Source organism: Halocynthiibacter sp. SDUM655004 (assembly GCF_026015885.1).
In the GTDB taxonomy this organism is placed as follows: domain Bacteria; phylum Pseudomonadota; class Alphaproteobacteria; order Rhodobacterales; family Rhodobacteraceae; genus Falsihalocynthiibacter; species Falsihalocynthiibacter halioticoli.
Genome location: NZ_JAPDUG010000002.1, coordinates 212,662 through 233,274, shown reverse-complemented (window position 1 = coordinate 233,274; position 20,613 = coordinate 212,662). Strand labels below are relative to the sequence as shown.

Sequence of the window (20,613 nt, the reverse complement as noted above, 5' to 3'; positions counted from 1 at the left end):
CGCTACACAATTGCTGCGCAGTTTTCCAGCGGCGATTGCAGTCAGGAGGCAATTTCCCGGCTGCATGGAAATGGTCAATTCAGGGGTGTTTGATTAATTTTTAGGCGAAGGCGCATTTTTTCGGCATATGTGCGCCTTTTCCTTGAGCGGAAGCTTGCGAATGTGTGGCTCTGTTGCCTAGGAATGAGGCAAGTTACGAGGGCTGGGATGCTGGATCAGGCGATAAATTTTACAACACATGGCGGTCAGCCACCTGCGAAGCAGGGGCGTATGCAGCGCATGGTTGGTCGTGGTGCAGTTGGTTTGGCAATGCGTGGCGCGCGCCCAACTTTGACCGATCTACATCAATCCGGCTCGGCCAAAGTGTTTTTGCCGCGCGTCCACCGCGATGTGCCGGAACTTGTGTTTCTCAACACTGCGGGCGGTGTTACTGGCGGCGATCACCTTTGCTATGACATGAAAATTGGTACCGGCGTTGCGGCAATGGCCACCACGCAAACCGCCGAACGAGCGTATCGCTCCACTGGTGAAGTCGGGCAAGTCGATGTGTCGATATCCGTTGGAGAGGCGGGCACTTTGAGCTGGTTGCCACAGGAAACAATCCTTTTTGAAGGCTCAAATCTTGGCCGCCGCACCACGGTTGAGCTTGCTTCGGACGCGCGTTTTTTGATGGCGGAAAGCGTTGTTCTTGGGCGGGCCGCCATGGGCGAGACCATCGAAAGCCTTTCGTTCTCTGATTGGCGCGAGGTGCGCAGATGTGGAGCGCCGGTTTGGGTTGACCCATTTGCAATCAGCCAGAAGGTTCTTGACGGAAGCGAGAGTGCTGTGACGCTTGCTGGAGCGCGCGCCTTCGCCACAATCGCGTTGATCGAGCAGGGAGCTGAAGACGCAGCAGATCGTTTCCGTTCTGTGATTGAATCCTTTGATGGAGTCGTTGCTGCTGTGAGCGGCTGGAACGGGAAATGCATCATAAGAATGCGGGCAACGGACGCATGGCCACTGAGGCGCGCCGTTGCACAAGTACTCAAGATCGCACGGCAGGGCAGCCTCCCGCGCGTTTGGCAAGAATAGGGAAGACAATGAACCTGACCCCGAGAGAAAAAGACAAACTTTTGATTAGCGTGGCGGCCATGGTGGCGCGAGGACGGCTGGAGCGCGGTGTAAAGCTTAACCATCCCGAAGCGATTGCGCTGATCACCGATTTCGTTGTCGAAGGTGCGCGCGACGGCCGTTCGGTTGCCGATCTGATGGAAGCGGGAGCCCATGTGGTTAAAGCTGATCAGTGTATGGATGGCATCGCGGAAATGATCCACGACGTGCAGGTTGAGGCTACATTTCCAGACGGCACAAAACTCGTCACAGTTCATCATCCAATCAGGTAGGTTCCTATGATTCCCGGAGAGATTTTCCCCCAAGACGGCGACATTGTATTGAACGAAGGCGCGGAAACGGTGACGCTTGTCGTCTCCAATACTGGTGACCGTCCCGTACAGGTTGGAAGCCACTATCATTTTGCCGAAACGAACGCCGCACTTGAGTTTGACCGCGATCAAGCGCGCGGTATGCGCCTTGATATTGCCGCAGGAACCGCAGTGCGTTTTGAGCCCGGGCAAACGCGCGAAGTTACGCTTGTGCCGCTCTCTGGTAAGCGCGAAGTTTACGGATTTAATCAAAAGGTTATGGGAGCACTTTGATGCGCCTTTTTCTCGCAGGATTGTCTTGTAGTGCATTGTTAATGCTGCCGTATGCGGCCACCGCAGACGAGCTTAATTGCGACGATCCGGTTACCCAACGTGCGATCAATGCTTGCGCGTATCAACGGTATCTGAAGGCCGACGAAGCGCTCAATTTGGCGTGGGAAAAGGCAATGACTGCGATGAAGGAAATTGACGCTGCCAATGACATAAAAGAGGGCGGCGCGGCGGACACGCTCCTTGCGGCGCAACGCTTGTGGATTTCTTACAGGGACAAGGCCTGCGAAGCGGAGGGATGGCTTTATCGCGGTGGTACGCTTGAGCCGTTCATCGTTTCTTCATGCCTTGAGGATTTATCGAACCAACGCACAGAGCGGTTGGAATTTATGGCGGAGATAGACGGATGAGATTAATTGGAATTCAGGCGGCTATCCTGCTGGCGCTTTATGGCGGATCATCAGCAGCGACGGAGCATGGCGAATGCGCCAATCCGGAGATGACCGAGCAGTTCAATGAATGTGTGTGGCAATCCTTCGTGCGCGCTGATGAAGATCTAGAATTTGCATTCTTGATGGCGCTCGAAGGCGCAAGGCAGATCGACGACATTTTCCCCGATGGTCCGGCAACCGCTGAAGCCCAGATTTATTATTCGCAACAGGATTTCTACAATTACCGTGATAGCAAATGCGCTGCGGACGCGCTGCCTTATCAGGATGCCGATCTGTATTCGGCCGTAGTTTATTCTTGCCTCGAAGCCATGACCCGCCGCCGCGACGAAGACCTCCGCGCGGTTTGGGAAGCAAACTAAGGAAACGACCATGCCCGCAAAAATCTCTCGTGCGACCTATGCCGATATGTATGGCCCGACCACCGGCGACCGCTTACGGCTTGCCGATACCGACCTGATCATCGAGGTCGAGCGCGATCTGACGACTTATGGCGAAGAGGTTAAGTTCGGCGGCGGCAAGGTGATCCGTGATGGGATGGGGCAGTCGCAGATAACGCGAGCAGGTGGGGCTGTTGATACGGTTATCACCAATGCGCTGATCGTGGATGTAACGGGCATCTATAAAGCCGATGTCGGCCTAAAGGACGGTGTGATCGCAGCGATTGGCAAGGCGGGCAACCCAGACACACAGCCCAACGTGGACATAATCGTTGGTCCTGGCACTGAAGCCATTGCGGGCGAAGGGCGTATTCTCACGGCGGGGGGCTTTGACAGCCACATTCACTTCATTTGCCCGCAACAGATGGAAGATGCGCTCCATTCCGGTGTGACGACGATGCTTGGCGGCGGCACTGGCCCCGCACACGGCACACTCGCCACGACCTGTACGCCAGGGCCTTGGCACATTGGTCGGATGCTTCAGGCAATCGACAACGCGCCGATGAATATAGGGCTTGCGGGGAAGGGGAACGCCTCACAGCCAGCGGCGTTGGTCGAGATGATTGAAGGTGGGGCCTGCGCTATGAAACTCCACGAGGATTGGGGAACAACGCCGGGTGCGATTGATTGCTGTCTGTCCGTTGCCGATGACATGGATGTGCAGGTCATGATCCACACGGACACGCTTAACGAAAGCGGCTTTGTCGAGAATACGGTGAACGCGATCAAGGGGCGGACGATTCACGCATTCCATACAGAAGGGGCAGGCGGCGGTCATGCGCCCGATATCATCAAAGTTGTGGGCGAGCAGCACGTTATTCCAAGTTCGACCAACCCGACGCGGCCTTATACCGTGAACACGATCGAGGAGCATTTGGATATGCTTATGGTGTGCCACCACCTCGATAAAGGAATTCCGGAAGATGTTGCCTTTGCTGAAAGCCGCATCCGCCGCGAAACCATCGCCGCGGAAGATATCCTGCATGACATGGGCGCGTTTTCGATCATAGCGAGCGATAGCCAAGCCATGGGCCGCGTGGGTGAGGTTTTGATCCGCACGTGGCAGACCGCCGACAAAATGAAAAAGCAGCGTGGTCGTTTGGGCGAAGAGACGGGCGACAACGACAATGTGCGCGTCAAACGCTATATCGCCAAATACACGATCAATCCTGCGATCGCCCACGGAATCAGCCGCCACATCGGCAGCATCGAAATTGGCAAACGCGCCGATCTCGCACTCTGGTCACCCGCGTTCTTTGGCGTGAAGCCCGAGATGGTCTTGATGGGTGGCAGCATCGTAATGGCTCAGATGGGAGATCCGAACGCCTCAATTCCAACGCCGCAGCCCGTTTATTCTCGCGAGATGTTTGGCGGTATGGGCAAAGCAGTTGCGCATTCCGCTGTCAGCTTTGTGTCCGCTGCGGCAGAATCCGCAGGGCTTGGTAAGGCGCTGGGCTTGTCTAAAACCACGCTCGCCGTCGAAAATACCCGCGGTATCGGCAAGTCTGACATGGTTATGAACAGCGCAACGCCAGAAATTGAAGTGAACCCCGAAACTTACGAAGTGCGCGCGAATGGCGAGCTTCTAACATGTGAACCTGCGCAGAGCCTGCCTATGGCGCAACGCTACTTCATGTTCTGATGGTTGCTCTAACACAATGGCAAAACCTTGCGAAACGAGCGCAGGAAGGTCAAAGACACGCAATTGGTGCCTTTGACCCTGTTTGCGCAGCGCACTCGGATTATCAGAGCACAGTTACACAGGAAGACAGGCCTGCTGTACAGCTAGCAATAGACGCCGCCTTGTTTGGTCAGATCAATCACCTCGCCGTGCCCAATAGACATGTCGTCGCTTGGTTTGAAGCGTTTGCGGACCTTGATGTGGGTGCGAAAGCGTGTTGTCCAGTAGTGCGGATCACGCCGTATTTCCGCGGGGAGGCGCCCGGGATCGAACTCGCGGGATTCTTCGTGCTCAACAAGGACGTCGCAGCGACGCCCCTTGAAAACGCGCGTGTCACGCTCTTGGATAAAGCGCAAACTCAAGCGCATTTCTTCTTCTTTGAGGGTGCCAATTCGGTCGCGCAGCGCGGCAAGCCGATCAGCAGAGGGATATGTTTCCAGCATTGGTTTCTCCAGCAGCTATGCCCTCAATCATCAAGCGAGTCGGTTAAAGAAATGCAAATACATGCAGTAAATAAAGGGTTAATGTCTGGGGGGTTGCAAAAAATGCATGGCCGGTTTGCCGAGGTGTGGGTTGTTCTGCGGTGCAGCATTGCACATATGATTGGTCGAGAAACAGGAAACTTCTCGACTGAACAGGAGAAATACCATGGCATATGTTGCTACACAGAAATACGATGCAAAACCTTCGATCTTCTCTGCTCTGATCCAAGGCGTTCAAAACGGTTTCACATCATTCGCAGAAGCTCGCAAGCTTGCTGCCGACGCACAAGAACTGGAAGCGCTGAGCGATCGTCAGCTTGCAGATATCGGCATCCGTCGCGACGAAATCGCACGCCGCGTGGCTGGCCTTTAAGCCTGCCACCGAGGCGCGCAGCGTCTTACCAAATCCAGCAGGTGCGCTCATGAGCGCACCGCTGCACCAACCAAAGTTTTCCCCGACGAAGTGCTACCGTTTCGAACGAAGCAAAGGCGAAAACGTACCGTTTGATGACATTGTCGAGCTCCCCTATGAAGGGCGACTACTGAGGCGCAAACGGCTTATCACTACGGATGGCGAGACTGTATTGCTCGACCTGCCGGAAGTGACCAATCTCGATCACAATGACATTCTGATACTGGAAGATGGCCGACGCGTTGCTGTCAAAGCAGCGTCGGAGCAGCTTTTGGCTGTGTCTGGAGCTGATTTGCCTCGTTTAGCATGGCATATTGGTAACCGTCATACGCCCTGTCAGATTGAAAAGGCGCGGCTACTTATTCTGTATGATCATGTGCTCGCGGATATGCTTCGCCAACTCGGCGCAACTCTGGACGAGGTGACTGAGCCCTTTACGCCTGAAGGTGGCGCATATGGTTATGGGCGGACTTTCGGCCATAGCCATGGGCCTGCTGACCATGCGCATGAGCATGACCACTCGCATGACCACCGCCATGATCATAAGCACGACCATCATCACCATCACGGCCATTCAAACAAGAAAGACGAGACGTGACTGCTGATCTCCTTTCTTTGACGCAGTGGCTCTCGCCTGCATTTCCGTTGGGCAGCTTTGCGTATTCCCACGGATTGGAAACTACCGTTGTGCAGGGCGACGTGCGTACAGCCTCTGAGTTGGAGCGTTGGATCAAAGACGTATTGCAACACGGCGCTGGGCGCGTTGATGCGATCCTTTTGTGCCAAAGTCTCAAAGGCGCGGAGGTTGCCGATCTTGCCCGCGCGCTAGCCGCAAGCAAAGAGCGCCTTGAAGAAAGCGAGGCGCAGGGCAGGGCGTTTGTTGAAACAGTTAACGCAATTACCGGGGCCGAGTTCGCAGCGGCGCCTCTGCCGGTTGCGGTAGGTATCGCGGCGCGTTCGTTGAGCCTTGGTCCAGTGGAAGTTGCTTCGCTCTATCTACACGCCTTCGCGTCGAATCTCGTGAGTGTCGGGGTGCGTTTTATTCCGCTTGGCCAAACCGAGGGGCAGCAGGTACTTTCTGCACTGCACGCGACAATCACAGATATTGCCACCGCCGCAAGTACGGCCGCGTTGGACGATATTGCTTCCGCTGCATTTGGCGCAGATATGGCCGCGATGCAGCACGAAACCCAAGACGTTCGCATATTCAAGACATGATGCTGAAGGAGATTAGAGGATGACATCGCCAAACGGACCATTGCGCGTTGGAATCGGCGGGCCTGTGGGCGCAGGCAAAACCACGCTGACAGAGATGTTGTGTCGTGAATTGACCAAGTCCTATTCGGTCGCTGTGATCACCAATGATATCTATACGCGTGAGGATGCAGAAGCGCTCATGCGGGCGCAGGTCTTGCCAGAGGCCCGCATTCGCGGGGTTGAAACCGGTGGTTGCCCGCACACAGCGATCCGAGAGGATGCAAGCATCAACCTCGCTGCGGTTGCTGACTTGCGCGAAGCCTTCCCTGACCTTGATATCGTATTGATAGAGAGCGGCGGAGATAATCTTGCCGCAACATTCAGCCCTGAACTTGCAGACCTGACCCTCTATGTGATCGACACCGCCGCAGGGCAGGATATTCCGCGCAAAAAGGGGCCTGGGCTTACGCGGTCGGACCTCTTGATTATTAACAAAACGGACCTCGCACCTTACGTTGGCGTAGACACCGCACAGCTCGAGGCAGACGCAACATCCGCACGCGGAGACCTGCCGTTCGTGATGGCGGCGCTCAAATCGGGCAAGGGCGTTCCCGAGGTTGCCAAATTCATCTGCGAAGCAGGCGGACTTTGATTTGGGGCAGCGCGCTACTCGGTCGTAGCCGTATCCACTGCGACCGGATGCAGGTGATGTAAATTGTTGGCGCGGCGTCCAAGGCGGGTTTCAACTTCGTGAAGGCGCCGCTCAAACTTTGGTGCAGTCAGGCGCGACACAACGTTCTGACACAGCATGAGCGATAGGAAGTCGCGGTCATCATCCTGCGTTTGAGTGTTGAGGCGTCGCAAATAGGGGAAATGCTCCCGCCGCGCGCGATACAATTTGAAGAAGTCGAGCGCAGTGAAGTCACCTTGGCATGCCTTGTCGATCAAAGGCTGCAAAATCTTCATCTCTTCAAGGCTTTGCTGAATATTTGCACCGAGATTACGGCATCGCAACAGCTCTACGTTTGAGCGGTTAAAGAGGGATGCATGCATGGCATCGAACTCTTCGTCGGGATCAAACACAATAAACGCGCGGTCCGCGCCCTCGAGCATGTCAGGGGCAAAGCCATAGCGCTCGGTGAAATCCAACCGTCTTGCTGCTGGGTATCGTTTGTCCCAACCTGCGAACTCGGTATCAAGCGTTGCTTGGGGTTGTACCGCAATAACCGTCGCACCTGGGGCCGCAACAGAAAATGCCGCCGCCGCATAGCCGCACATGCCAGCGCCATAGAAAACAACGTTGTCAAAATCCTCGAAGAAACCGTCGTCGATGAGCCGATCAAAATAGCCGTAAAGGTATTTGTCACGGAACCACGTATCGCCATGGGCGAGTATACAGAGGTTGGAAAACCCATTTTCCGCCACAAGCTGGAATCCAAGCGGACTATCGCCTTTGCCGCGATTGCGAACGGATGCGATGGTTTCAAACGTCACGACAAGCGTCGGGCTTTCGTCCGTCAAAATGGCGGAGTGGTTTGGTCCGACGGGTTCAAAATACCCGCGATCCTCTCCGTCAACTTCAAGGCGGGCGAGCCAGTCTTGGGTTTCGGAGTCCAGTGGAGAGCGTGTGTCGTGAGTCATTGATAGTCCTTAAAAGCAGAGCATCGCGATCCTTGCGATGTGCCTGCTCTTAATGACAACGCAATTTGGCAAAAATTGGAAGCTGCAGCATATTTTTTGCAACCTAGGGGTGCGCTTTGCGATAATCCGCTTACTTATGGGCGCTTTGTTGCGCAAAGCGGGCCAATCAGAGGGGGATATCTGCTAAAATTTGTCTAATCTCAGGCGGCACTCACCAACAGATCGAAGAAATTGAGCGCGCCAATGACGCGCTGCTCGGATTCTCGAATCGCAGTCAGGTGATTTCGCGATGAGAAGGGGCTTACTGGTCGAAGAAACCGTCGAGGGCCGCAAGGTCTGGAATGACTTCAAACTCGGGTTGGCCAGAAATCGGGCCTTCTTCCCAAGTCAGGGCAACAACGGCGATGAAGTCCTTGTCTCCTGTGAATGAGAATACCGCTTCGTCGGACTCAGAGCTTTGAGCAACGGCGGCAGCCGTTCGGCCAAAAAGCGGATGTCCTTCGGCAAGTTCTGCCGCGAGTTCGGTTTCTAGGGCCGCTGCATTTACCGGAAGTTCCCAGCCTGTGGGAAGCGTGTTTTCTGCGTCGCTCATGTGTTTGGCTTATCTGAATGAATGGCTGAATACCACGCCCGATCAGGGCAGTTTGGTTTTTTGATCGGGAAACTGTGGCAATTCGGTAAAATGTCCGAAAAGCTGCTTATGATTGCGGCGGTGCTGCCTTGTCGTGGAGTGCCGAATTTCCCCTTGTGAATAGGGCGCGCGCGGTGGCAACCTGTCATAAACATCCAGAGGGTTACGCACATGGATTTCGACGCAATTCCGGAAACAGCACTTGCTTGGTATCGCCAAGGTAAAGGGGCTGCGCTCGCAACCGTGGTCGAGACTTGGGGGTCAGCGCCGCGCCCCGTCGGCTCTCAACTTGCTATATCGGGCGATGCTGGTATTGCCGGCTCTGTGTCTGGGGGGTGCGTGGAAAGCGCGGTTGTCACCGAAGCGCTTGACGCGATTGAGGACGGAAAGCGGCGTATTCTGGAGTTTGGCGTCTCTGATGAAACAGCTTTTGAAGTTGGCTTGGCGTGCGGCGGAAAAATCCGTGTGATGGTCGAGCCGGTTGGTGGCAGCCTTTCTGAGGATATTTTGGCCGAACTTGTCGCAAAACGCGCCACGCGGGCGCCGATTGCCTATGTCGTTGGAGCTGACGGGCGCGGAGAGCTACAAGATCCGGCCCTTCATGCAGCGCGATTCCGTGCCGATAAATCCGGATTTGAGGAGGATGGCGAAACATTTGTCGCTGTTCACAACCCGCCGCTGCGCATGGCAATAATCGGCGCGGTTCATATCGCTCAAGCTTTGGTGCCGATGGCCAAGATGGCCGGATACGATACGTTTATAATAGACCCTCGTGCGGCATTCGCGAGCGAAGAAAGGTTTCCGGGGGAAACGCTGGAATGCGACGACTGGCCAGATGTCGCGCTCAAGAATTGGGGGCTCGATAGCCGGACAGCAGTTGTAACGCTTTCACATGACCCAAAAATTGACGACCCCGCATTGATTGCCGCGCTAAATTCCAATGTATTTTATATTGGCTCGCTTGGATCCAAACGCACGCATGCAAAGCGGGTCGAGCGGTTGGGTGAAGCAGGGTTCAGTGCCGAAGATATTGCCCGAATTCACGGGCCTGTCGGGCTGAACATCCAAGCGCGAACACCCACAGAAATCGCGCTCGCTATCCTCGCGGAAGTGACCGCGGTGTTGAGGAACGGCGCATGAAGTTCGGGCCAGTCCCAACCGAAACGGCGCTTGGAGCTATTCTTGCGCATTCCGTGAGCGTTGGGGACACAGGTGAATTACGGCTGCGCAAGGGAATAACTTTGACGCAAAAAGAGATCGATTTGCTTTTACAGGCTGGTATCGAAGAAGTCTCTGTTGCGCGGCTTGGTCCGCATGACCTTGACGAAAACACAGCGGCCACGCGTGTGGCGGAGGCACTTGTTGAGGGATGCGATGAGTTAAGGCTCAGCAACGCTGGTACGGGGCGGGTGAACATTTTCGCCAAGGCAGCGGGAGTCACCCGAGTTGATGCGGCGAAAATTCATGCTCTGAATGCGATTGACCCCATGATCACAGTGGCGACAGCGCCGCCCTATGCGCGGGCCGCAAAAGGACAGATGATCGCGACTGTTAAGATCATTTCATACGGTGTTGCAGAGAGCCACATCGCGGAAGTCGCGGACATAGCGGTAGGTGGGCTCGGGCTAGAGACGCCTGTGTACTCCACCGCCTGCATGATAGAGACCGTTGGCCAAGCGAAGAGCGACAAGGGGTTTGAAGCAACGCGCGCACGTGTCGAGACGCTGGGTGTTCATCTCACGCGCGGGCCGCGAATTGATCACAATGTCGAGGCAATTTCGGAGGCTCTGCAGGCTGCTAAACAAGAGGTCTTGTTGATCCTGACGGCCTCAGCAACCTCAGATATCGACGACATTGCGCCCACAGCGCTGAAGCAGGCAGGGGGCAAGGTTACGTGCTATGGAATGCCGGTTGATCCAGGCAATTTGCTGTTCTTTGGAACACTCGGACCTAAGCCCGTGATCGGCCTTCCGGGCTGTGCGCGCAGCCCAGCCTTGAACGGCGCGGATTGGGTGCTTGAGCGGCTTTTGTGCGGGATCGACGTAACGCAATCGGATATCTCAAAGATGGGAGTCGGCGGATTACTCAAGGAAATTCCAACCCGCCCGCATCCACGAAGCCGAACCGAAAGCGAATGACATTCATTCTGTGAATGCCGCAGGAATTGGTAATTCAGACAAAAGAAGCGGTTTTAAGTCAGCGAAAGCCGTGGTTTAGTACGTCGAGGATTTGAGGAGAGGGACGCAATGACCAAGATCAGCATATCGGTGAACGGCGAGTCAAAATCCGCAGAGGTGGAAGATCGTACGCTTTTGTCTCATTTCCTGCGGGAAAACCTTGGACTGACCGGAACGCATATCGGTTGCGATACAAGCCAATGCGGTGCCTGCTTGGTGCATGTGGATGGCCTTGCGGTGAAATCCTGCACGATGTTCGCTGTGGAAGCTGATGGCACGGACGTCCGAACAATCGAAGGTATGGCAAATGCCGATGGATCGCTGAGTAAAATTCAGGCGGCATTTCAGGAACACCACGGGCTTCAATGTGGATTTTGCACGCCCGGGATGGTGATGTCAGCCGCAGCGCTTCTTAAAGAGAACCCAGATCCAAGCGAAGAGGACATCCGTGAATACCTTGAGGGCAATATCTGTCGGTGCACTGGGTATCATAACATTGTCAAAGCCATTCAGGCTGCGGCAGCGGCATAAGCGACGAGGGACCAGACATGTATAGTTTTGACATTGAGCGCCCCACGACATTGGAAGACGCGGTCGAGGCCCTCAAAGACGAAGAAGCCCAAGCCCTTGCGGGAGGGCAGACACTCATTCCAACCCTAAAGCAGCGGCTCGCTGCTCCAGAGCGTCTGATCAGCCTGACATCAATTCCAGAGCTAAAGGGCGTCTCCGCTAAAGACGGGTGGATTACGATAGGTGCGGCAACGACTCACGCTGAGGTTGCGAAATCTGTATCCGCTTATCCGGCACTTGCGGCTCTGGCCGGACAGATTGGCGATCCAGCAGTCCGCAACCGTGGAACGATTGGCGGAACGCTGGCCAACAATGATCCGGCGGCATGCTATTCAGCGGCAGCGCTGGCATCCGGCGCAGTGATCCAGACAAACACCCGAGAGATCGCAGCAGCGGATTATTTCCTCGGCATGTTCGAGACTGCGCTTGAAGAAGGCGAGATCATCATACAGGTACGTTTCCCAATCCCTGAAGTCGCGAGCTATCAGAAATTTGCGCAACCTGCCTCTCGTTTTGCATTGGTCGGCGTTTTTGTTGCAAAATTCGCGGATGGTGTTCGTGTTGCGGTGACTGGAGCGGCCGAGGAAGGTGTGTTTCGCTGGAGTGAGGCCGAAGCCGCATTGGACAGCAGTCTTGCTCCAGAGAGCATCGATGCTCTTGAAGCGGACGACGACGGGCTAATTGCGGATATCCACGGAACCGCAGCATATCGCGCTCACTTGATCAAGGTTTTGGCGCGCCGTGCAATCTCTGCCATGAGCTGAACACGCCAATCTCCGTGAATTGATTGTTCGGGCCGCACTAAATCCGTGCTGCCCGAGCAAAAAACAACTTAGATCTTTTGGTATTCTGACCCTGTTCGAGGTTTTAGATTTAAACCCTTTGTGACGTAGGGGAATTTCCGGTGGGTCAAAAATGGCCGACTGTTTTTTGGCGGATGCGCTAGAAATTGCACAATAAATTCCCGATGACCGCGAGCTCTTTCACCTGTCTGTTCGGCTCTCCATATAACTCTTGTCACGAGATAAATGGAGATGACAATGAAACTCAAAATGCTCACAGCCGCAGGATTGACCTGCTTGATGGCAACTGGCGCTACAGCGCAAAATTGGGCCATCGAAGGCGCGGTTGGTGGCCGTTTCTCGAACGAATTCCAGTATGGCGGTAGCGATACGGAATCGGATGTCGGGACTATGTACTCGCTTGGTGCGTACTACGCGCCAGATGCGACACCAGGTTTTGAATTCGGTGTGGACCTTAGCGGAAGCAATGCCGATATCGCAGACTCCAACGACAAAACAAGCACTCGTGCAGCAATGGCCGTTGCGCGCTATACCTTCTATCAATCCGGTGACTTCTCGGCCTATGGCGGACTGGGACTTGGATATATTGAAACCAGTTACGACGTGAGCGGTGGCGCAAATGGAAGCGATAGCGGCCTTGGCGGACAAGTTTCGATCGGTGCGCGATACAAGCTACAAGATGATCTACACCTGTTTGGCGAATACCGTCATCAGCGTGCATTCGAAAGCGCCAACTTTAACGGCACGTCAATGAGCAGCGACAGCGACAACATCTTGGTTGGTATTCGCGCGTCCTTCTGACCCTAATACGACTCACGGTTCAAATTTCACACTCACGGACCGTAAACAAAAAAGCCCCCGAGAAATCGGGGGCTTTGCTGTATCTGAAAAGCTAAAAAGCCAGATTATTTTTGCGGAAGTGGGCCGATCATCATGATCATTTGACGGCCTTCCATTTTTGGCATGTTTTCAACTTTGCCGTGTTCCTTGGTGTCTTCGGCAACCCGCTCAAGCAGCTCACGTCCGAGGTTCTGGTGCGCCATTTCGCGCCCACGGAACCGAAGGCTGACTTTGACCTTGTCACCGTTCTCAAGGAATTTGAAAACGTTGCGCATTTTAACCTGATAATCATGAGTGTCCGTATTTGGACGGAATTTAACTTCCTTTACCTCGATGATTTTCTGCTTCTTGCGCGCTTCGCTTTCGCGTTTCTGTTGCTCGTATTTGAACTTGCCGAAATCCATGATCTTACACACGGGCGGCTTTGCGTTCGGCGAGATTTCAACCAGATCAAGTCCGGCTTCCTCTGCCATCGCAAGGGCGCGTGCGGGGGTGACAACACCTCCGTTGCCACCATCGGCTTCGATGAGGCGGATTTCAGGTGCGCGAATGCGATCATTCACGCGTGGGCCCGTATCACGTTGTGGCGGGGCGTTATGGGGTCTGCGAGCTATGGCTTTGTTCCTTTGATCGTTTCTGATATCTTAGCGTGAAACTTACTCCTGCCTGTAGAGTGTTTCAACCCGCTATTCAATGGTTTGAGCGGGGCGCGTGTGGTTTCCTTTAAGCGAATGCGTGCCGTTTTCGCGTTTTTCCGCCTAAGTGTTGGCAACTGTTTGCAATTTGTTACAAAATGACCGCATTTAAGGAACTTTGAAAAAGGAGCCTAACCAATGAATAGAAACCTATTAATTATTATCATCGCCGTGATTGTTCTTCTCGGTGGATACATGATGTTCTCCTCAAATAGTGAGACTGTACAAACTGAAGTATCTGAGGCTGCCGAAAACGTAGAAAGCGCTGCTGAAGAGGCAGTTGAAGCCACCGAAGAAGCTGCGAGTGAAGCCGCAGAAGCAACGGAAAACGCTGTGAGTGATGCCGTTGAGGCTACCGAAGAGGCGGCAAGCGATGCGGTTGAGGCGACTGAAGACGCTGCAAGTGATGCTGCTGCAGCCACAGAAGAAGTAGTGAATGATGCTGTCGAAGCGACCGAAGATGCCGCAAGCGACGCCGCGGCCGCAACAGAAGAAGCTGTAGATGATGCAACAGATGCTGTTGAGAACGCAGCAGACAGCGCAACTGACGCGGTTGAAGATGCTGCGAACGAGGTAACTGGCGGAAATGATGCAGAGGTTCTGTCCGCCGACAACTTTGATCAAGACAAGGTCAATGAGCTGATTGACAACTCATCGCTGGACGATGGCACAAAAGAAACGCTCAAGACCGTTGTGCAATCTGCTGCTGACAATCCAGCGCTGCTTGACGGTGCGCTTGCACAGGTCAAAACTGCGCTTGGCATGTAATTTCGGGTAACTCCGCAAAAAGAAACGGCGCCGCGAACTCATCGCGGCGCCGTTTTTCGTTGGGTTGTTCGGTTGTTTAGCCGACGAACGCTTTTTCAACCACAAATTCTTTAGGCTCGGAATTTGCGCCTTCGCGCATGCCGGATTCCTCAAGAATCGCTGTAATGTCTTTGTTAAGGCCCATCGAACCACAGATCATCGCGCGGTCTGTTTCTGGGTTGAGCGGAGGTACGCCAAGGCGTTCAAACAGCTCACCAGACTTCAGGTGCTCGGTGATGCGGCCCATAACGGGGCTCTCTTCACGGGTTGTGGTGGGGTAGTACTTCAGCTTGCCTTCGATCATCTCGCCAATCAATGGATCTTCTTCGAGGCTCTCCACCAGTTGACGGCCATACTCAAGCTCGGCAACTTCGCGGCAGGTGTGCGTCAGGATCACTTCGTCGAATTTCTCATAAGTTTCCGGATCACGGATCAAGCTCGCAAATGGTGCAATTCCTGTGCCCGTGGCAAAGAAATAGACGCGCTTACCTGGGAGCAGGGCATCATGCACCAGCGTTCCAACAGGTTTGGGGCGAAGAATCAGCTCGTCACCTGGTTGGATGTGCTGAAGTTTCGAGGTGAGTGGGCCGTCCTGAACTTTGATCGAGTAGAACTCCAGCTCCTCGTCCCAGCTTGGGGAGGCGATGGAATAGGCGCGCAGGAGTGGTTTTTGCTTGCCTGTTTTTGGGTCCGGATCGCCCATCAGGCCGATCATAACGAACTCGCCAGAGCGGAACCGAAGGCTCGCAGGGCGTGTTACGCGGAATGAGAAAAGCCGGTCTGTCCAATGCTTTACCGACTTTACAATCTGGGCGTCGGGCATCGCTTTAACGGGCTTAGCAGCGGGAATTGCAGCGTCTTGTGTCACGGGAACCTGTTCATTCATATGTCATCAATGCAAAGCGGCGCTTTGCCCTCTGTTCGCAGTCTATAGGGGAAGTTTATCAGGATTTCTAGGCGCGGACCCGCGACTGATAGTCATGGTCCTGCCAATTGGCACGGAAGGCCCATTCCTCGGCGGGTTGGCGCGATGCAAGCTCATTCGAGATTTCAACCTCGTCAAAGCCCGAACGACGCGCCATGGCGTATTGGTCCGAGATCACATGGCCCTTCGCCCGCAATCTGCCTGCAAATCCCATAAGGCGCAGGCGCTTGGCAATCGTAAAGCCACGCCCGTCCGCGCTGGATGGGAAGTCAACTCGGATCAGGTCAATCTCGGCAAGGCGCGCTTCGATCTCTTTCGGGTCAAAATCGCTTGGAACGTCGAGGGCAAGGTTTGCAGCCCCGTCGTTGGCGGCAAGGTCTTCGACCGAGATAAAGCCATCTGCCCAGTCGTCGGTATTGAAACCTGTGTCTTTTACGATCACGCTCATATCTGTTCTCCTTGTGCCGCGGCTCCTTTGGCGGCGGTCTCAAGTGTATCTACGGGCAGCGGCCCGCGAACCATTTTGCCATTCACGAAATGAATGCCGCATTCGACTTTATCCTGTCCGCGCCAACGGCCGGAGCGCGGATCTTCTCCCGGCGCAACGGGGCTGGTGCAGGGGGCGCAGCCGATCGAAGGATAGCCTTTGGCCACCAGCGGGTGACGCGGCAGGCGGTTGTTATCCATATATTCTTGCAAATCCTCGGGCGCCCAATGTGCCAGTGGATTTACTTTGATGCGGATGTTGTCTTCGTTTTCGAAGAAATCCAGAGTTGCGCGGCTTCCGGCCTGAAAACGTTTGCGTCCGGTGATCCATGCGTCAAATCCAGAGAGCGCTTCCTGAAGCGGCTGCGTTTTACGCAGGGCGCAGCACGCATCGGTGTCGCGCTGGTGAAGCGTGCCGTCTGGATCAACTTTAGCCACAGCTGTGTCGGCGGCGCGGATTGTCTGAACATTGGTCAGATTGAGCCGCTCCGTCAATTCAAGCTGATACTCGAGCGTTTCCGCAAAGAGCATCTGCGTGTCGATGAAAACCACAGGTGTGTTGCGATCCATGACTGAGATCATGTGCAGCAGCACAACCGATTCAGCGCCAAAAGACGAAACAAGCCCGATACGCCCCACCTGCGGGTCGCCCAGAGCACGCTCCAACACCGCCGTTGCCCCATGATGGGCATAGCGTTTGTTAAGCTGCTCTACGCGCTCCTGAACGCTTAGAGTGAGGGGATCATGCCGCATTTTTCTTCGCAGCCTCCGGATAAAGCGCGTCTTTGAACGGCGCCATACCGAGGCGACGATAGGCTTGCAGGAATGTTTCTTCTTCGGAGTCGCGCAACTCGAGATACGCATGTATCAGGCGCTCAATGGCCGGCACGATCTCGTCATAGGCAAAGCCCGGACCCGCGCGTTCGCCGATAACGGTTGTTTCTGTTCCGTCACCGCCAAGCGTGATTTGGTAGTTCTCAACGCCCGCACGATCAAGCCCGAGGATACCGATGTGGCCAACGTGGTGGTGACCACAGGCGTTAATGCAACCCGAAATCTTGATCTTGAGTGCGCCGATTTCATGTTCCAACTTCAACTCGTCAAACCGCGTGGCGATTTTCTGAGCCACGGGGATCGAGCGAGCTGTCGCCAGTGCGCAGTAATCCATGCCGGGGCAGGCGATAATATCGGAGATCAGGCCGATGTTCGCCGTGGCCAGACCTTCAGACCGCAAGAGTGCGTGAATGGCCGGGAGGTGGCTCTTGTGAACATGGGGCAGGATCACGTTTTGCTCGTGGCTGATCCGCAGTTCGTCATGCGCATATTCGCGTGCGATCTGAGCAAGCTGACGCATCTGCGCGCTTGTCGCGTCGCCCGGAGTCTCGCCATGCTTTTTGAGCGAGATCGTTGCGATGGCGTAGTTTTCGTTCTTGTGTGGCGCGAGGTTGGTGTCGGCCCAAGACCGGAAAACCGGATCGGATTCATATGCAGCTTCGAACGCATCGATCGGTGCGTTTTTGAACTGTGGCGGCTGGAAGTGCGTGCGGATTTCGTCCAGCAGCTCCTGATCACCGCCCGCGAATGTCGGGCGCAACTCGGCGAACCGCTCGTCGACGAGGGCGCGGATTGTATCAAGGCCGTTTTCGTGAACGGTGATCTTGATCCGCGCTTTGTATTTATTGTCGCGGCGACCAAGAAGGTTATAGACGCTCAGAACTGCTTCCACATAGGGAAGCAGATCTTCACGCGGGAGGAACTCGTTTAGCACCTTGCCAACCATCGGCGTACGGCCAAGGCCGCCACCAACGAGGATTTGGTAGCCAGTCTCGCCCGCATCATTGCGCACGATATTTACGGCGAGGTCATGGGATTTCAGAACCGCACGGTCCGCCTCGCTGGCGCCCACGGCGATTTTGAATTTGCGGCCAAGGAACTGGAATTCGGGATGGTCGGTGGACCACTGGCGCAGAAGCTCCGCAACAGGGCGGGGGTCTTCGATCTCGTCAATCGCAGCGCCAGCGAAGGGATCGCTTGTCACGTTGCGGATTGTATTGCCCGAAGTCTGGTTGGCGTGCATTTGAACATCTGCAAGCGCATCAAGCATATCCGGCACGTCGGACAGCTTTGGCCAGTTGTATTGGATGTTTTGCCGTGTGGTGAAATGGCCATAGCCCTTGTCCCACGTGTCGGCGATATAGGCGAGCTGGTCCATCTGGCGGCTGTTGAGCGTGCCATAGGGGATCGCAACCCGCAGCATATAAGCGTGAAGCTGAAGGTAGAGACCATTCATCAGGCGAAGCGGGCGGAACTCTTCTTCGGTCAGGTTTCCGGCAATTCGGCGCTCAACCTGCTTGCGGAACTGAGCCGTACGGGCGCGCAGGAAGCCTTCGTCAAAGTCGTTATACTTATACATTGTTTTGCTCCACTTGCTTGCCGTGGTTGTAATTGGATGGCCCGACCGAGCGGAACTCTTCGCGGAAATGGGTTGGCGCAGGGCCAGCGTCGCCTTCGACAGCATCAGCCAAGTAAGCACCGACAAGGAAATCTTGCTGCGCTTCAGCAAAGGCAAGGCGCACGGCTGCGCGGGCTTCATCTGTGATAAGCTCGGCGTCTGCGTGATTGCGCGACCAAGTGTCATCAGCAGTGAGGTAAATCACGTCACCCTCAATAAGGGCATTCGCGGTTACAATTTTCGGGGTAAATGCGCGCGCCATTAAAATGCCTCCTGCGATGGTGTGAATCCGCAAGACATGCCGCAAGCCGCCATCATGAGTAGGGCGTCTCGTTTTTGGGTGTTCTGGCGTGTCATAGCGGGATCTCCTGTGTTTCAGTCCGTAAATATAGGATATTTTCCCAATAATTCGCTATGCCCTCTTGCAAATAAGGAAGAATGTTCCGATTGTGGGGCGTAACAGAACACAGTTTTCGGAATCGGAAGGGAAATAGGATGTCGGTCCGTATTGATGAGGTTGATCGGAAGATCCTCAAGGAGTTGCAACAGGACGCGGGCCAGTCTCTTGATGAAATTGCCCGCAAAGTCGGCAGTTCCAAGACACCTGTTTGGAACCGGATCAAGAAACTACGAGAGGCGGGAGTCGTTGGGCAGGAGACGGTTGTGCTTGATGCCGAGGCGCTCGGTTTTGAGGCCTGTTTCTTTGTGCTTATACGGACCTCAGAGCACGAGGAAAGCTGGCAGAAGAACTTTCTCAACGTGCTGCGCGAACGCCCCGAAGTTCAGGAGGCGCATCGACTCGCAGGTGAGATCGACTACATCCTGAAAGTTCGTGTGAAAAACGCCCGCGCCTATGACGTTTTTTACCAAGCGCTGATTTCTGAAGTGAAGATTTTCAACGTCACTGCGCTTCTTTCAATGGAAGAGATAAAATCAACGACGATGCTTCCCCTCTAGGCGCAGTTATGCGCTGAGGTGCAGTGATTTCAGCCCTCTGAAATGGTAAATTGGCGCATATTCCGGCTGTTCCACGATCGCGAGCTTTGGCATGCGTTCGAAAAGGATCGGCAGGGCGGTTTGTATTTCTAGTCGAGCAAGCGGTGCTCCGATACAAAAGTGCGTGCCAGCTCCGAAACTCGCGTTAACCTGTTTGGGGCGCTCTGGCAGGAAGTGATCAGGATCTTCCCAACGTCCTGGATCGCGGTTCGCCGCTGCCAGTAGGCAAGCCACCTGATCACCTCGTTTAAAGCTGTGCCGGCCAACCTCGATATCCTCATAGGCATAGCGCGTGAACATATGCAGCGGCGGGTCATAGCGCAGCATTTCTTCAACTGTTCCTTCAATCGCGTCAGGGCCAAGCAGGTCAGGGGCGCATCCGTTCTCTAGAAAGGCCTTAAGGCCGTTGCCAAGCGTATGCACCGTAGCTTCATGGCCCGCATTCAAAAGCAGAACGCAGGTGGCGATTAACTCGTCGGTTGAGAGTTTTTCGCCGTCTTCCTCGGCGGCGATGAGATGGGTGATCAAATCGTCCTGCGGCTTGTCGCGCCGGAAGGCCACATAGTCACGCAGGAAGTCGGCAAATTCCTTGCCTGCTTCCGATGCCGCAACCTCATCGTCATACGTTCGGCCTGCTTTGTACATTCCGACAATCGCATTACTCCAACGGAGCAGTTCAGGGGCGTTTTCTTCTGGAATTCCAAGCAGTCGGGCGATGATAATGACGGGTAGGGGCTGGGCAAACCCCTCAATGAAATCAAAGCGCTCCTGCGGAATCTTATCAATCAAATCATGCGACAGGCTGGCGATCTCGGGCGCAAGCTCCTTGATGCGTCGGCTGGTAAAGGCGCGCAGGACCAACCCGCGAAGGCGGGTATGGCGTGGAGGTTCCAATTCGAGCATCGAGTGATTTTCAATTGCCCAAAACCCAGTCTGATGCGCGGGCTTTTCAGTGGCCTTTTCTTCCGGGATTTCGCGGCCAAACCGGCGATCCCGCAATATCGCATTCACCGAGGCATATGAGACTGCACAAGGAAGACCGTATTCTTGCCAGTGAAACATTGCGCCGCATTCGCGCGCGCGCTCATAAAACGGATAGGGGGCTTGGGTAAAATCGGCGGCTGTTGGGTCTTGGGAAAGGGTCTGCACAGAGCGTCCTCATGTAATTGAAGCCGCAGCATTTCAAATGGCCGTGGCCATGGCAAGACCTGCTGCGCATTGTGGTTCAAAATGTAATG

Annotated in this window: 27 protein-coding genes; 17 read left to right on the top strand and 10 right to left on the bottom strand. The window is 54.8% G+C overall.

Features of this window, described 5'->3' with window-relative positions; genetic code table 11:
• Positions 1-270 precede the first annotated feature (270 nt).
• Genes N9C89_RS08850 through ureC form a run of 6 tightly spaced genes read left to right on the top strand, consistent with a single transcriptional unit; the run spans position 271 to position 4,222 of the window.
• Positions 271-1,071, top strand: coding sequence for an urease accessory protein UreD (locus tag N9C89_RS08850; protein WP_263953520.1), 801 nt, complete (start codon positions 271-273; stop codon positions 1,069-1,071).
• Between the two features lie 8 nt (positions 1,072-1,079).
• The gene (locus N9C89_RS08845; protein WP_263953519.1) at positions 1,080-1,382 is read left to right on the top strand and encodes an urease subunit gamma; all 303 of its coding nucleotides are present in this window, start codon (positions 1,080-1,082) and stop codon (positions 1,380-1,382) included.
• A gap of 6 nt (positions 1,383-1,388) precedes the next feature.
• On the top strand, positions 1,389-1,694 hold the full coding sequence (locus N9C89_RS08840; RefSeq protein ID WP_263953518.1) for an urease subunit beta: 306 nt from the start codon (positions 1,389-1,391) through the stop codon (positions 1,692-1,694).
• Positions 1,694-2,101 (top strand): lysozyme inhibitor LprI family protein, encoded by a 408-nt coding sequence (locus N9C89_RS08835; RefSeq protein WP_263953517.1) that lies wholly within the window; start codon positions 1,694-1,696, stop codon positions 2,099-2,101. The genes N9C89_RS08840 and N9C89_RS08835 overlap by 1 nt, the downstream gene beginning before the upstream one ends.
• A complete protein-coding gene (locus N9C89_RS08830; protein WP_263953516.1) occupies positions 2,098-2,502 on the top strand; it encodes a lysozyme inhibitor LprI family protein in 405 nt (134 codons plus the stop codon). The genes N9C89_RS08835 and N9C89_RS08830 overlap by 4 nt, the downstream gene beginning before the upstream one ends.
• 10 nt (positions 2,503-2,512) lie before the next feature.
• The gene (gene ureC / locus N9C89_RS08825) at positions 2,513-4,222 is read left to right on the top strand and encodes an urease subunit alpha (RefSeq protein WP_263953515.1); all 1,710 of its coding nucleotides are present in this window, start codon (positions 2,513-2,515) and stop codon (positions 4,220-4,222) included.
• Between the two features lie 143 nt (positions 4,223-4,365).
• Here ureC and N9C89_RS08820 read toward each other — a convergent pair whose 3' ends face one another.
• Positions 4,366-4,704, bottom strand: a complete 339-nt coding sequence (locus N9C89_RS08820; protein ID WP_263953514.1) for a hypothetical protein — start codon at positions 4,702-4,704, stop codon at positions 4,366-4,368.
• Positions 4,705-4,909: 205 nt separating this feature from the next.
• On the opposite strand from N9C89_RS08820, the gene N9C89_RS08815 reads away from it, so the two are divergent.
• The 4 genes from N9C89_RS08815 to ureG are packed head-to-tail and all read left to right on the top strand — an operon-like array spanning position 4,910 to position 7,004.
• Entirely contained in the window at positions 4,910-5,116 is a 207-nt protein-coding gene (locus N9C89_RS08815; protein WP_263953513.1) for a DUF1127 domain-containing protein, read from the top strand.
• Positions 5,117-5,165: 49 nt separating this feature from the next.
• On the top strand, positions 5,166-5,753 hold the full coding sequence (locus tag N9C89_RS08810; protein ID WP_263953512.1) for an urease accessory protein UreE: 588 nt from the start codon (positions 5,166-5,168) through the stop codon (positions 5,751-5,753).
• The gene (locus tag N9C89_RS08805; protein WP_263953511.1) at positions 5,750-6,373 is read left to right on the top strand and encodes an urease accessory protein UreF; all 624 of its coding nucleotides are present in this window, start codon (positions 5,750-5,752) and stop codon (positions 6,371-6,373) included. The genes N9C89_RS08810 and N9C89_RS08805 overlap by 4 nt, the downstream gene beginning before the upstream one ends.
• A 19-nt stretch (positions 6,374-6,392) precedes the next feature.
• Positions 6,393-7,004 (top strand): urease accessory protein UreG, encoded by a 612-nt coding sequence (gene ureG, locus N9C89_RS08800; RefSeq protein ID WP_263953510.1) that lies wholly within the window; start codon positions 6,393-6,395, stop codon positions 7,002-7,004.
• 14 nt (positions 7,005-7,018) lie between these two features.
• Here ureG and N9C89_RS08795 read toward each other — a convergent pair whose 3' ends face one another.
• On the bottom strand, positions 7,019-7,993 hold the full coding sequence (locus N9C89_RS08795; protein WP_263953509.1) for a phosphoadenosine phosphosulfate reductase: 975 nt from the start codon (positions 7,991-7,993) through the stop codon (positions 7,019-7,021).
• Between the two features lie 301 nt (positions 7,994-8,294).
• A complete protein-coding gene (locus N9C89_RS08790; protein WP_263953508.1) occupies positions 8,295-8,585 on the bottom strand; it encodes a hypothetical protein in 291 nt (96 codons plus the stop codon).
• Positions 8,586-8,795: 210 nt separating this feature from the next.
• Between N9C89_RS08790 and N9C89_RS08785 the strand changes: the two genes are divergently transcribed.
• The 5 genes from N9C89_RS08785 (at position 8,796) to N9C89_RS08765 (ending at position 12,975) form a co-directional block, all read left to right on the top strand.
• Complete coding sequence (locus N9C89_RS08785; protein ID WP_263953507.1) at positions 8,796-9,764, top strand: XdhC family protein; 969 nt, start codon at positions 8,796-8,798, stop codon at positions 9,762-9,764.
• Positions 9,761-10,762, top strand: coding sequence for a molybdopterin-binding protein (locus tag N9C89_RS08780; protein WP_263953506.1), 1,002 nt, complete (start codon positions 9,761-9,763; stop codon positions 10,760-10,762). The genes N9C89_RS08785 and N9C89_RS08780 overlap by 4 nt, the downstream gene beginning before the upstream one ends.
• Positions 10,763-10,870: 108 nt before the next feature.
• Positions 10,871-11,332 carry a (2Fe-2S)-binding protein gene (locus tag N9C89_RS08775; RefSeq protein WP_263953505.1) on the top strand — a complete coding sequence of 154 codons (462 nt, stop codon included), beginning with the start codon at positions 10,871-10,873 and terminating at the stop codon, positions 11,330-11,332.
• A gap of 17 nt (positions 11,333-11,349) precedes the next feature.
• Positions 11,350-12,135 (top strand): FAD binding domain-containing protein, encoded by a 786-nt coding sequence (locus N9C89_RS08770; protein ID WP_263953504.1) that lies wholly within the window; start codon positions 11,350-11,352, stop codon positions 12,133-12,135.
• A gap of 276 nt (positions 12,136-12,411) precedes the next feature.
• Complete coding sequence (locus N9C89_RS08765; protein ID WP_263953503.1) at positions 12,412-12,975, top strand: outer membrane protein; 564 nt, start codon at positions 12,412-12,414, stop codon at positions 12,973-12,975.
• Positions 12,976-13,079: 104 nt separating this feature from the next.
• On the opposite strand, the gene infC is transcribed toward N9C89_RS08765, so the two are convergent.
• Positions 13,080-13,628 (bottom strand): translation initiation factor IF-3, encoded by a 549-nt coding sequence (gene infC / locus N9C89_RS08760; RefSeq protein WP_394358507.1) that lies wholly within the window; start codon positions 13,626-13,628, stop codon positions 13,080-13,082.
• A 219-nt stretch (positions 13,629-13,847) separates the two neighbouring features.
• Between infC and N9C89_RS08755 the strand changes: the two genes are divergently transcribed.
• On the top strand, positions 13,848-14,477 hold the full coding sequence (locus N9C89_RS08755; RefSeq protein WP_263953501.1) for a hypothetical protein: 630 nt from the start codon (positions 13,848-13,850) through the stop codon (positions 14,475-14,477).
• 76 nt (positions 14,478-14,553) lie between these two features.
• Here N9C89_RS08755 and N9C89_RS08750 read toward each other — a convergent pair whose 3' ends face one another.
• From N9C89_RS08750 to N9C89_RS08730, 5 genes are all read right to left on the bottom strand, one after another.
• The gene (locus N9C89_RS08750; RefSeq protein WP_263953500.1) at positions 14,554-15,402 is read right to left on the bottom strand and encodes a ferredoxin--NADP reductase; all 849 of its coding nucleotides are present in this window, start codon (positions 15,400-15,402) and stop codon (positions 14,554-14,556) included.
• 67 nt (positions 15,403-15,469) lie between these two features.
• Positions 15,470-15,889, bottom strand: coding sequence for a DUF934 domain-containing protein (locus tag N9C89_RS08745; protein ID WP_263953499.1), 420 nt, complete (start codon positions 15,887-15,889; stop codon positions 15,470-15,472).
• Positions 15,886-16,680 (bottom strand): phosphoadenylyl-sulfate reductase, encoded by a 795-nt coding sequence (locus N9C89_RS08740; protein ID WP_263953498.1) that lies wholly within the window; start codon positions 16,678-16,680, stop codon positions 15,886-15,888. Before N9C89_RS08740 ends, N9C89_RS08745 begins: the two co-directional genes overlap by 4 nt.
• On the bottom strand, positions 16,670-18,340 hold the full coding sequence (locus N9C89_RS08735) for a nitrite/sulfite reductase (protein WP_263953497.1): 1,671 nt from the start codon (positions 18,338-18,340) through the stop codon (positions 16,670-16,672). Before N9C89_RS08735 ends, N9C89_RS08740 begins: the two co-directional genes overlap by 11 nt.
• Positions 18,333-18,641, bottom strand: a complete 309-nt coding sequence (locus N9C89_RS08730) for a DUF2849 domain-containing protein (protein WP_263953496.1) — start codon at positions 18,639-18,641, stop codon at positions 18,333-18,335. Before N9C89_RS08730 ends, N9C89_RS08735 begins: the two co-directional genes overlap by 8 nt.
• Before the next feature lie 233 nt (positions 18,642-18,874).
• On the opposite strand from N9C89_RS08730, the gene N9C89_RS08725 reads away from it, so the two are divergent.
• Positions 18,875-19,336, top strand: coding sequence for an Lrp/AsnC family transcriptional regulator (locus tag N9C89_RS08725; RefSeq protein WP_263953495.1), 462 nt, complete (start codon positions 18,875-18,877; stop codon positions 19,334-19,336).
• A 6-nt stretch (positions 19,337-19,342) separates the two neighbouring features.
• Here the strand turns inward: N9C89_RS08725 and N9C89_RS08720 are convergent, their stop codons facing one another.
• Positions 19,343-20,524: a cytochrome P450 gene (locus N9C89_RS08720; protein WP_263953494.1), complete on the bottom strand. Its 1,182-nt coding sequence runs from the start codon at positions 20,522-20,524 to the stop codon at positions 19,343-19,345.
• Positions 20,525-20,613 lie beyond the last annotated feature (89 nt).

Excerpts from the sequence above, each read along its gene's own strand:
- N9C89_RS08850 (WP_263953520.1), top strand. The coding sequence starts at position 271 with ATGCAGCGCATGGTTGGTCGTGGTGCAGTTGGTTTGGCAATGCGTGGC.
- N9C89_RS08845 (WP_263953519.1), top strand. The coding sequence starts at position 1,080 with ATGAACCTGACCCCGAGAGAAAAAGACAAACTTTTGATTAGCGTGGCG.
- N9C89_RS08840 (WP_263953518.1), top strand. The coding sequence starts at position 1,389 with ATGATTCCCGGAGAGATTTTCCCCCAAGACGGCGACATTGTATTGAAC.
- N9C89_RS08835 (WP_263953517.1), top strand. The coding sequence starts at position 1,694 with ATGCGCCTTTTTCTCGCAGGATTGTCTTGTAGTGCATTGTTAATGCTG.
- N9C89_RS08830 (WP_263953516.1), top strand. The coding sequence starts at position 2,098 with ATGAGATTAATTGGAATTCAGGCGGCTATCCTGCTGGCGCTTTATGGC.
- ureC (WP_263953515.1), top strand. The coding sequence starts at position 2,513 with ATGCCCGCAAAAATCTCTCGTGCGACCTATGCCGATATGTATGGCCCG.
- N9C89_RS08820 (WP_263953514.1), bottom strand. The coding sequence starts at position 4,704 with ATGCTGGAAACATATCCCTCTGCTGATCGGCTTGCCGCGCTGCGCGAC.
- N9C89_RS08815 (WP_263953513.1), top strand. The coding sequence starts at position 4,910 with ATGGCATATGTTGCTACACAGAAATACGATGCAAAACCTTCGATCTTC.
- N9C89_RS08810 (WP_263953512.1), top strand. The coding sequence starts at position 5,166 with ATGAGCGCACCGCTGCACCAACCAAAGTTTTCCCCGACGAAGTGCTAC.
- ureG (WP_263953510.1), top strand. The coding sequence starts at position 6,393 with ATGACATCGCCAAACGGACCATTGCGCGTTGGAATCGGCGGGCCTGTG.
- N9C89_RS08795 (WP_263953509.1), bottom strand. The coding sequence starts at position 7,993 with ATGACTCACGACACACGCTCTCCACTGGACTCCGAAACCCAAGACTGG.
- N9C89_RS08790 (WP_263953508.1), bottom strand. The coding sequence starts at position 8,585 with ATGAGCGACGCAGAAAACACGCTTCCCACAGGCTGGGAACTTCCGGTA.
- N9C89_RS08785 (WP_263953507.1), top strand. The coding sequence starts at position 8,796 with ATGGATTTCGACGCAATTCCGGAAACAGCACTTGCTTGGTATCGCCAA.
- N9C89_RS08780 (WP_263953506.1), top strand. The coding sequence starts at position 9,761 with ATGAAGTTCGGGCCAGTCCCAACCGAAACGGCGCTTGGAGCTATTCTT.
- N9C89_RS08775 (WP_263953505.1), top strand. The coding sequence starts at position 10,871 with ATGACCAAGATCAGCATATCGGTGAACGGCGAGTCAAAATCCGCAGAG.
- N9C89_RS08770 (WP_263953504.1), top strand. The coding sequence starts at position 11,350 with ATGTATAGTTTTGACATTGAGCGCCCCACGACATTGGAAGACGCGGTC.
- N9C89_RS08765 (WP_263953503.1), top strand. The coding sequence starts at position 12,412 with ATGAAACTCAAAATGCTCACAGCCGCAGGATTGACCTGCTTGATGGCA.
- N9C89_RS08755 (WP_263953501.1), top strand. The coding sequence starts at position 13,848 with ATGAATAGAAACCTATTAATTATTATCATCGCCGTGATTGTTCTTCTC.
- N9C89_RS08750 (WP_263953500.1), bottom strand. The coding sequence starts at position 15,402 with ATGAATGAACAGGTTCCCGTGACACAAGACGCTGCAATTCCCGCTGCT.
- N9C89_RS08745 (WP_263953499.1), bottom strand. The coding sequence starts at position 15,889 with ATGAGCGTGATCGTAAAAGACACAGGTTTCAATACCGACGACTGGGCA.
- N9C89_RS08740 (WP_263953498.1), bottom strand. The coding sequence starts at position 16,680 with ATGCGGCATGATCCCCTCACTCTAAGCGTTCAGGAGCGCGTAGAGCAG.
- N9C89_RS08735 (WP_263953497.1), bottom strand. The coding sequence starts at position 18,340 with ATGTATAAGTATAACGACTTTGACGAAGGCTTCCTGCGCGCCCGTACG.
- N9C89_RS08730 (WP_263953496.1), bottom strand. The coding sequence starts at position 18,641 with ATGGCGCGCGCATTTACCCCGAAAATTGTAACCGCGAATGCCCTTATT.
- N9C89_RS08725 (WP_263953495.1), top strand. The coding sequence starts at position 18,875 with ATGTCGGTCCGTATTGATGAGGTTGATCGGAAGATCCTCAAGGAGTTG.